The sequence below is a fragment of the Citrobacter sp. Cm046 genome (assembly GCF_030333065.1).
GTDB classification, from domain to species: domain Bacteria; phylum Pseudomonadota; class Gammaproteobacteria; order Enterobacterales; family Enterobacteriaceae; genus Citrobacter; species Citrobacter murliniae.
The window spans coordinates 21,846-30,919 of sequence record NZ_JAOWGP010000033.1; the positions used below are offsets into that span (position 1 = coordinate 21,846).

A 9,074-nucleotide genomic window follows, 5' to 3' on the forward strand; every position below is an offset into this window, starting at 1 on the left:
CGAGAGTTACTCGTCTTCCAGCTCGATGTTGATACCCAGCGAACGAATCTCTTTCAACAATACGTTGAAGGATTCCGGCATGCCTGGTTCCATCTGATGGTTGCCGTCCACGATGTTTTTATACATCTTGGTACGACCATTTACGTCATCAGACTTAACGGTGAGCATTTCCTGCAGGGTGTATGCTGCGCCATATGCTTCCAGCGCCCACACTTCCATCTCCCCGAAGCGCTGACCACCGAACTGAGCCTTACCACCCAGCGGCTGCTGAGTAACCAGGCTGTAAGAACCGGTAGAACGCGCATGCATCTTGTCATCAACCAGGTGGTTCAGTTTCAGCATGTACATGTAGCCAACGGTAACCTGGCGCTCGAATTGCTCACCGGTACGACCGTCGAACAGTGTGATCTGACCGGAAGTCGGCAGGCCACCCAGCTGTAACAGTTCCTTGATTTCAGACTCTTTCGCACCGTCGAAGACCGGCGTTGCGATCGGCATACCTTTTTTCAGGTTTTCAGCCAGACGCAGAACTTCTTCATCGCTGAAGGTACTCAGGTCAACTTTCTGACGAACGTCGGCACCCAGATCATAGGCACGCTGGATGAACTCGCGCAGTTTCGCGACTTCTTGCTGCTGTTTCAGCATGGCGTTGATCTTATCGCCAATACCTTTCGCAGCCATACCCAGGTGGGTTTCCAGAATCTGACCGATGTTCATACGAGATGGTACGCCCAGCGGGTTCAGCACGATGTCTACCGGCGTACCGTTAGCATCATGAGGCATATCTTCGATCGGGTTGATCTTAGAAATTACACCCTTGTTACCGTGACGACCTGCCATCTTATCACCAGGCTGGATCCGACGTTTAACCGCCAGATACACCTTAACAATCTTCAGCACGCCTGGTGCCAGATCGTCGCCCTGAGTGATTTTACGGCGTTTCGCTTCGAGTTTTTTCTCGAACTCGTGTTTCAGTTCGTCGTACTGCTCAGCCAGCTGTTCCAGCTGATTTTGTTTCTCTTCGTCGGTCAGGCCGAGTTCCAGCCAGCGATCGCGAGGCAGTTTGTCGAGCTTCTCAGCTTCAACGCCACCGGCAACCAGCACCGCGTAGATACGACTGAACAGGCCAGCTTCGAGGATCTGCAGTTCTTCAGACAGGTCTTTCTTAGCCTGTTTCAGCTGCATCTCTTCGATTTCCAGCGCACGTTTGTCTTTCTCTACGCCATCGCGAGTAAAGACCTGAACGTCGATAATCGTACCGGAAACACCGTTTGGTACGCGCAGAGAAGAGTCTTTAACATCAGACGCTTTCTCACCGAAGATCGCACGCAGCAGCTTCTCTTCTGGCGTCAGCTGGGTTTCACCTTTCGGCGTTACCTTACCAACCAGAATGTCGCCACCGGTCACTTCTGCACCAATGTAAACGATACCGGACTCATCCAGTTTGGAGAGCGCAGCTTCACCCACGTTCGGGATGTCAGCGGTGATCTCTTCCGGCCCCAGCTTGGTGTCACGGGACACACATGCCAGTTCCTGAATATGGATGGTGGTGAAACGGTCTTCCTGAACAACACGCTCGGAAACGAGGATGGAGTCTTCGAAGTTATAGCCGTTCCACGGCATGAACGCGACGCGCATGTTCTGACCGAGCGCCAGTTCACCGAGGTCGGTGGACGGACCGTCTGCCAGTACATCACCACGTTCGACCGGCTCACCCAGGGACACACAAGGCATTTGGTTGATACAGGTGTTCTGGTTAGAACGGGTGTATTTGGTCAGGTTATAAATGTCGATACCTGCTTCGCCCGGGTACATCTCGTCTTCGTTAACTTTGATAACGATACGGGAAGCATCCACGTACTGAACGGTACCGCCACGTTTAGCAACTGCAGTAACACCGGAGTCAACGGCAACAGCACGTTCCATACCGGTACCAACCAGCGGCTTATCAGCGCGCAGAGTTGGAACGGCCTGACGTTGCATGTTCGCACCCATCAATGCACGGTTGGCGTCATCGTGTTCCAGGAACGGGATCAGGGACGCACCGACGGAAACCACCTGTTGGGTGGATACGTCCATGTAGTCAACCTGGTCGCGGCTGAACAAGCTGGATTCGCCTTTGCTACGGCAAGTTACCAGGTCTTCTACAAAGTGGCCTTCGTCATCCAGGTTGGAGTTCGCCTGAGCGATAACGTAGTTGCCTTCTTCGATAGCAGACAGGTAATGAATTTCGTCAGTTACAACACCGTCGGTCACTTTACGGTACGGAGTCTCAAGGAAACCGTATTCGTTAGTCTGTGCGTACACGGACAGGGAGTTGATCAGACCGATGTTCGGACCTTCAGGCGTTTCGATTGGGCATACGCGACCATAGTGAGTCGGGTGTACGTCTCGAACTTCGAAGCCTGCACGTTCACGGGTCAGACCGCCTGGGCCGAGTGCAGAGATACGACGTTTGTGCGTAATCTCAGACAGCGGGTTGTTCTGGTCCATAAACTGAGACAGCTGGCTGGAACCAAAGAACTCTTTCACTGCTGCAGAAATCGGTTTGGCGTTGATCATATCCTGAGGCATCAGGGTATCCAGATCGCCCAGAGACAGACGCTCTTTCACCGCACGCTCTACACGTACCAGGCCAACGCGGAACTGGTTTTCCGCCATTTCGCCTACGGAACGGATACGACGGTTACCGAGGTGGTCGATATCATCGACTTCGCCTTTACCGTTACGGATATCGATGAGCTTCTTCATCACGTCAATGATGTCGTCTTTGCTCAGGATGCCAGAACCTTCGATTTCGTCGCGCAGCAGAGAACGGTTGAACTTCATACGACCAACCGCAGAGAGATCATAGCGGTCTTCGGAGAAGAACAGGTTCTCGAACAGGCTTTCAGCAGCTTCACGAGTCGGCGGCTCACCAGGACGCATCATGCGGTAGATTTCTACCAGTGCGCTCAGACGATCGTTAGTTGGGTCGACGCGTACAGTTTCAGAAATGTACGGACCGTGGTCCAGATCGTTAGTGAACAGCGTTTCGATACGCTTGTGACCAGACTGGCTCAGCTTAGCCAGCAGATCCAGGCTCAGCTCCATGTTAGCTGCGCAGATCAGCTCGCCAGTGGATTCATCAACGTAGTCTTTAGACGCAACTTTACCAGCAATGTACTCAACCGGAACTTCGATATGTTTGATATCGTCTTTTTCCAGCTGGCGAATGTGGCGCGCAGTGATGCGACGGCCTTTTTCGACGTAGATTTTGCCGTTAGCTTCGATGTCAAAGGAGGCGGTTTCACCACGCAGGCGTTCCGGCACCAGTTCCATCTGCAACTTATTGTCGCGGATCTCAAAGACGACTTTTTCAAAGAACAGATCCAGAATCTGCTCAGTGGTGTAGTTCAGCGCACGCAGAATAATGGTCGCAGGCAGTTTGCGGCGACGGTCAATACGTACGAACAGGTTGTCCTTCGGATCGAATTCGAAGTCCAGCCAGGAACCACGGTAAGGAATGATGCGCGCGTTATACAGCACTTTACCCGAAGAGTGGGTTTTACCTTTGTCGGAGTCAAAGAAGACGCCAGGACTACGGTGCAGCTGAGAAACGATAACACGCTCAGTACCGTTGATTACAAAGGTACCGTTGTCAGTCATGAGCGGAATTTCGCCCATGTAGACTTCTTGTTCTTTAATGTCTTTTACGGTGCCTTCCGGCGCTTCGCGCTCGTAGATCACCAGACGCAGTTTTACGCGCAGCGGTGCGGAATAGGTCACGCCACGAATCTGACATTCCTGAACGTCAAACACCGGTTCGCCAAGGCGATAGCTGACGTATTGCAGCTCGGAGTTACCGCTATAGCTCTGAATCGGGAAAACGGAACGGAAAGCTGCTTCCAGACCATACTGCCCTTCAGGATCTTGCTCGATGAACTTCTGAAACGAGTCAAGCTGGATAGAAAGGAGATAAGGTATGTCCAACACTTGTGGACGTTTACCAAAATCCTTACGAATACGTTTTTTCTCGGTATAGGAGTAAACCATTAGGGTTCCTCAGCTCGCTGACAAGTCGACCCATCTGTCCGACGAAGGGACAGTTTGTGCAACACTATTTTGTTGACCGGAAAATCGAATACTTTCCGCAATGCCTGTTGCTATCACGCTTAAACCATTTCATTGCGATTTACACAGAACTAACGCTCTGTCGCAGTATATTAAGGCGTCGATAGAAACAAGCATTGAAAGGCACAGCAGTAGTCAAACAGTGTGAAATGCTACTGGCGCCTTACAGCGCAAAAAGGCTGGTGACTAAAAAGTCACCAGCCATCAGCCTAATTGCTTAGGCTGCAACCAGAAAAGTTGGCTTATTTAACTTCAACTTCAGCGCCAGCTTCTTCCAGAGATTTTTTCAGTGCTTCTGCGTCGTCTTTGCTCACGCCTTCTTTCAGAGCAGCCGGTGCAGATTCTACCAGGTCTTTAGCTTCTTTCAGACCCAGGCCAGTTGCGCCACGTACTGCTTTGATAACAGCAACTTTGTTAGCGCCAGCAGCTTTCAGAATTACGTCGAATTCAGTTTTTTCTTCAGCTACTTCAGCCGGGCCAGCAGCTACAGCTACAGCAGCAGCAGCGGAAACACCGAATTTTTCTTCCATTGCAGAAATCAGTTCTACAACGTCCATTACGGACATAGCGGATACTGCTTCAATGATTTGATCTTTAGTGATAGACATTTAAATTGTTCCTGAAAATCAGAATAAGTTTATACGTAAGCAGATGCTTGATAAAGATAACTGCGATTAAGCAGCTTCTTTCGCATCGCGAACAGCAGCCAGAGTGCGAACCAGTTTGCCAGCCGAAGCTTCTTTCATGGTTGCCATCAGGCGTGCAATTGCTTCTTCGTAGGTCGGCAGAGTTGCCAGGCGATCGATTTGCGATGCCGGGATCAATTCACCTTCAAAGGCTGCGGCTTTGACCTCAAATTTTGCATTCGCTTTCGCGAAATCTTTGAACAGACGAGCAGCTGCGCCCGGGTGTTCCATAGAATATGCAATCAGGGTCGGACCAACGAACGCGTCTTTCAGGCACTCAAACTGAGTACCTTCAACAACACGGCGCAGCAGGGTGTTACGAACAACACGCATGTATACGCCGGCTTCGCGACCTGCTTTACGCAGTTCAGTCATTTTGTCTACAGTTACGCCACGGGAATCCGCAACTACTGCAGACAGCGCGCCTTTGGCTACTTCGCTGACTTCAGCAACAATCGCTTGTTTGTCTTGAAGATTTAAAGCCATTAGCTTTGCTCCTGGATGTTTGCCGGAACTCATGTTCCGGAACTCACTTCACTCTTCCCAACGGACAGAGCGTCTAAATACGGTGAGCAGAAACAAGCCAGAGTATCAGAAATAATCTTAGCGTTCTGTCACCGTCTACGCAGGGCATTAAGCTTCTTACGAAACACCTGCGGTCTTCGACGGAGGCCTGGATAGGCCAGGCTCCAACGAACAAATCTGTTTATTTGCTAACTTTCGTTAGCAAACGTGGGGGTAGAATTGTAGACAAATTCACCGCCCACGTAAAGCTAATCTTAGCTGTTCGCAGACGCGCTCAGACCAGCTTGATCAACGGCAACGCCAGCACCCATGGTGGTGGAGAGGCTAACTTTCTTGATGTACACGCCTTTTGCCTGAGTTGGTTTCGCTTTTTTCAGCGCAACCAGCAGAGCTTCCAGGTTTTCTTTCAGTTTGTCAGCGTCAAAATCCACTTTACCAATGGTAGTGTGGATGATGCCGTTTTTGTCGTTACGGTAACGAACCTGACCCGCTTTAGCGTTCTTAACCGCTTCAGCAACGTTCGGAGTTACAGTACCAACTTTCGGGTTTGGCATCAGGCCACGCGGACCCAGAACCTGACCCAGCTGGCCAACAACGCGCATTGCATCCGGGGAAGCAATAACAACGTCAAAGTTCATTTCGCCTTTCTTGATCTGGTCAGCCAGATCTTCCATACCTACCAGCTCAGCGCCTGCAGCTTTAGCAGCTTCAGCGTTTGCACCCTGGGTAAATACGGCTACGCGAACGGAACGGCCAGTACCGTGCGGCAGTACAGTTGCACCACGTACGTTCTGGTCAGATTTACGAGCATCGATGCCGAGGTTAACAGCAACGTCCACGCTTTCTACGAATTTAGCAGTGGCCAGCTCTTTCAGCAGAGCAATAGCTTCGTTGATGTCATACTGTTTAGTTGCATCAACTTTGTCACGGATCACGCGCATACGCTTGGTCAGTTTAGCCATTTCTTAGTCCTCCACTACCAGGCCCATGGAACGTGCAGTACCTTCAATGGAGCGAGTCATCGCTTCAATGTCGGAACCAGTCATGTCGGCAGCTTTGGTCTGCGCGATTTCCTGCAGCTGAGCGCGGGAAATTTTACCCACTTTGTCTTTGTTCGGCTTACCGGAACCAGACTTGATACCAGCCGCTTTCTTCAGCAGAACTGCTGCCGGAGGCGTTTTGGTAACGAAAGTGAAAGAACGGTCAGCATAAACGGTGATAACAACCGGGATCGGCAGACCTTTTTCCATGGAATCAGTTTTTGCGTTGAACGCTTTGCAGAATTCCATGATGTTCACGCCTTGTTGACCCAGTGCTGGACCTACCGGCGGACTCGGGTTAGCCATACCAGCTGCAACCTGCAGCTTGACATAGGCTTGGACTTTCTTAGCCATTCTAAATTCCTCTAGTTGGGTTATAGCGCCTCAGAGAGGCTCCCCGTGATAAAATTCGTTTTACGGATGCTATCCATAAAAACAAAAGGCGCGAAATTGTATTCCAATCTCGCGCCTTGTGCAACGATTAAATCGCCGCTTTTTTGATCGACGTGTTAGGCTTTTTCAACCTGAGCGAAGTCCAGTTCAACCGGAGTCGCACGACCGAAGATAGAAACAGAAACTTTCAGACGAGACTTCTCGTAATCGACTTCTTCAACAACACCGTTAAAGTCAGCAAACGGACCGTCACTAACGCGAACCATTTCACCCGGCTCGAACATCGTTTTCGGACGCGGTTTATCACCAACCTGCTGCAGACGGTTCATGATCGCATCAACTTCTTTGTCGCTGATTGGCGCCGGACGGTCAGATGTACCGCCGATAAAGCCCATCACACGCGGCACACTGCGCACCAGGTGCCAGCTTGCATCGTTCATCACCATCTGGACCAGTACATAGCCCGGGAAGAATTTGCGTTCGCTTTTACGACGCTGGCCACCACGGATTTCGACCACTTCTTCGGTCGGCACCATGACTTCGCCAAACAACTCTTCCATATTTTGTAACTTGATATATTCACGCAGCGATGTAGCTACGCGACCTTCAAAACCGGAAAACGCCTGAACGACGTACCAGCGCTTTTTAGGGGCTTCAGACATCTTAGAACCTCAGGCCAGTGATAAAGGATACCAGGCGAACCAGAATACCATCCAGTCCCCACAGGATCAGTGACATTACTGCGGTAACCGCAGCCACAATCAGCGTGGTGTGCAATGTTTCCTGGCGAGTCGGCCAAATGACCTTACGGACTTCGGTTCTCGCTTCACGGGCAAAAGCAACGGTCGCTTTACCTTTTGTTGTCAACAGCGCGACACCACCCGCTGCAGCAATCAGAATCACTACGGCCAGCGCACGCAGCGGCAACATCATGTCACGATAGAGGTAGTTGCCAACGATAGCTACAAGCAGCAATACAGCGACAACAACCCACTTCATCGCTTCCAGGCCGCGCCCGCTTCCTTGAGCTTCGGTATTCGCACTCATAAACCAACCTGTCAGAAGTATTCTACAAACATTTTCACCCCGCGTAAGCGAGGCGATCCAAACCGAAATGCTCTGGTGCGTTTCGGACTAAACGCCCTCTTCAGAGCCTGTCTCAGCAATGATTATGACAAAAAAAATCACTGATGAGCCAGGTTCTGGTGTGAAAGCGTGCAAAAAGGGCATCAAATGATGCCCTTTTATTGCGCATTGCGTCAAATGTTATCGGCAATTAGCTCATTACTTTGGCAACAACGCCCGCGCCAACGGTACGGCCGCCTTCACGGATTGCGAAACGCAGACCGTCGTCCATCGCGATCGGGTGGATCAGGGTAACAACCATTTTGATGTTGTCGCCCGGCATTACCATCTCTACGCCTTCTGGCAGTTCGATGGTACCAGTCACGTCAGTAGTACGGAAGTAGAACTGCGGACGGTAGCCTTTGAAGAACGGAGTATGACGGCCGCCTTCGTCTTTGGACAGAATGTACACTTCAGATTCGAACTTGGTGTGCGGCTTGATTGAACCCGGCTTAGCCAGTACCTGACCACGTTCGATTTCTTCACGTTTGATACCACGCAGCAGAACACCAACGTTCTCACCAGCACGGCCTTCGTCCAGCAGTTTGCGGAACATTTCAACGCCAGTACAGGTAGACTTAGCAGTCTCTTTGATACCAACGATTTCAACTTCTTCACCAACTTTGATGATACCGCGCTCAACACGACCGGTAACAACGGTACCACGACCGGAGATGGAGAATACGTCTTCGATAGGCAGCAGGAACGGCTTGTCAATCGCACGCTCTGGTTCCGGGATGTAAGAATCCAGGAAGCCAGCCAGTTCGATGATTTTCGCTTCCCACTCTGCTTCGCCTTCCAGCGCTTTCAGAGCAGAACCACGAACGATCGGAGTGTCGTCGCCCGGGAAATCGTACTGAGACAGAAGTTCACGAACTTCCATTTCTACCAGTTCCAGCAGCTCTTCGTCATCAACCATGTCGCATTTGTTCAGGAACACGATGATGTACGGAACGCCTACCTGACGACCCAGCAGGATGTGCTCACGAGTCTGCGGCATCGGGCCGTCAGTCGCAGCAACAACCAGGATCGCGCCGTCCATCTGCGCAGCACCGGTGATCATGTTTTTAACATAGTCGGCGTGGCCCGGGCAGTCTACGTGCGCGTAGTGGCGAGTCGGGGTGTCATATTCAACGTGAGAAGTGTTGATGGTGATACCACGAGCTTTTTCTTCCGGAGCGTTATCGATCTG

The 9,074-nt window shown here is 51.1% G+C and carries 8 protein-coding genes; all 8 read right to left on the reverse strand.

The annotated features are described in order from the left end of the window. Nucleotides 1-6: 6 nt before the first annotated feature. Nucleotides 7-4,035: a DNA-directed RNA polymerase subunit beta gene (rpoB, locus tag OGX98_RS04830; protein WP_048223455.1), complete on the reverse strand. Its 4,029-nt coding sequence runs from the start codon at nucleotides 4,033-4,035 to the stop codon at nucleotides 7-9. 320 nt (nucleotides 4,036-4,355) lie between these two features. After that, a complete protein-coding gene (gene rplL, locus OGX98_RS04835) occupies nucleotides 4,356-4,721 on the reverse strand; it encodes a 50S ribosomal protein L7/L12 (RefSeq protein WP_045438343.1) in 366 nt (121 codons plus the stop codon). Nucleotides 4,722-4,787: 66 nt separating this feature from the next. After that, on the reverse strand, nucleotides 4,788-5,285 hold the full coding sequence (gene rplJ / locus OGX98_RS04840; protein ID WP_007704673.1) for a 50S ribosomal protein L10: 498 nt from the start codon (nucleotides 5,283-5,285) through the stop codon (nucleotides 4,788-4,790). Nucleotides 5,286-5,578: 293 nt separating this feature from the next. Then, on the reverse strand, nucleotides 5,579-6,286 hold the full coding sequence (rplA, locus tag OGX98_RS04845) for a 50S ribosomal protein L1 (RefSeq protein ID WP_045438335.1): 708 nt from the start codon (nucleotides 6,284-6,286) through the stop codon (nucleotides 5,579-5,581). Between the two features lie 3 nt (nucleotides 6,287-6,289). After that, on the reverse strand, nucleotides 6,290-6,718 hold the full coding sequence (rplK, locus tag OGX98_RS04850) for a 50S ribosomal protein L11 (protein WP_003033122.1): 429 nt from the start codon (nucleotides 6,716-6,718) through the stop codon (nucleotides 6,290-6,292). A gap of 155 nt (nucleotides 6,719-6,873) precedes the next feature. Next, nucleotides 6,874-7,419, reverse strand: a complete 546-nt coding sequence (nusG, locus tag OGX98_RS04855) for a transcription termination/antitermination protein NusG (RefSeq protein WP_003033125.1) — start codon at nucleotides 7,417-7,419, stop codon at nucleotides 6,874-6,876. A 1-nt stretch (nucleotide 7,420) separates the two neighbouring features. Continuing rightward, nucleotides 7,421-7,804, reverse strand: coding sequence for a preprotein translocase subunit SecE (secE, locus tag OGX98_RS04860; RefSeq protein ID WP_003033128.1), 384 nt, complete (start codon nucleotides 7,802-7,804; stop codon nucleotides 7,421-7,423). Between the two features lie 229 nt (nucleotides 7,805-8,033). Continuing rightward, nucleotides 8,034-9,074: elongation factor Tu (tuf, locus tag OGX98_RS04865; RefSeq protein ID WP_058842576.1), on the reverse strand; the 1,041-nt coding region annotated here is incomplete at its 5' end.

What these genes read in the sequence shown, in the direction of transcription:
- rpoB (WP_048223455.1), bottom strand. Translation starts at nt 4,035, where the DNA reads ATGGTTTACTCCTATACCGAGAAAAAACGTATTCGTAAGGATTTTGGT.
- rplL (WP_045438343.1), bottom strand. Translation starts at nt 4,721, where the DNA reads ATGTCTATCACTAAAGATCAAATCATTGAAGCAGTATCCGCTATGTCC.
- rplJ (WP_007704673.1), bottom strand. Translation starts at nt 5,285, where the DNA reads ATGGCTTTAAATCTTCAAGACAAACAAGCGATTGTTGCTGAAGTCAGC.
- rplA (WP_045438335.1), bottom strand. Translation starts at nt 6,286, where the DNA reads ATGGCTAAACTGACCAAGCGTATGCGCGTGATCCGTGACAAAGTTGAT.
- rplK (WP_003033122.1), bottom strand. Translation starts at nt 6,718, where the DNA reads ATGGCTAAGAAAGTCCAAGCCTATGTCAAGCTGCAGGTTGCAGCTGGT.
- nusG (WP_003033125.1), bottom strand. Translation starts at nt 7,419, where the DNA reads ATGTCTGAAGCCCCTAAAAAGCGCTGGTACGTCGTTCAGGCGTTTTCC.
- secE (WP_003033128.1), bottom strand. Translation starts at nt 7,804, where the DNA reads ATGAGTGCGAATACCGAAGCTCAAGGAAGCGGGCGCGGCCTGGAAGCG.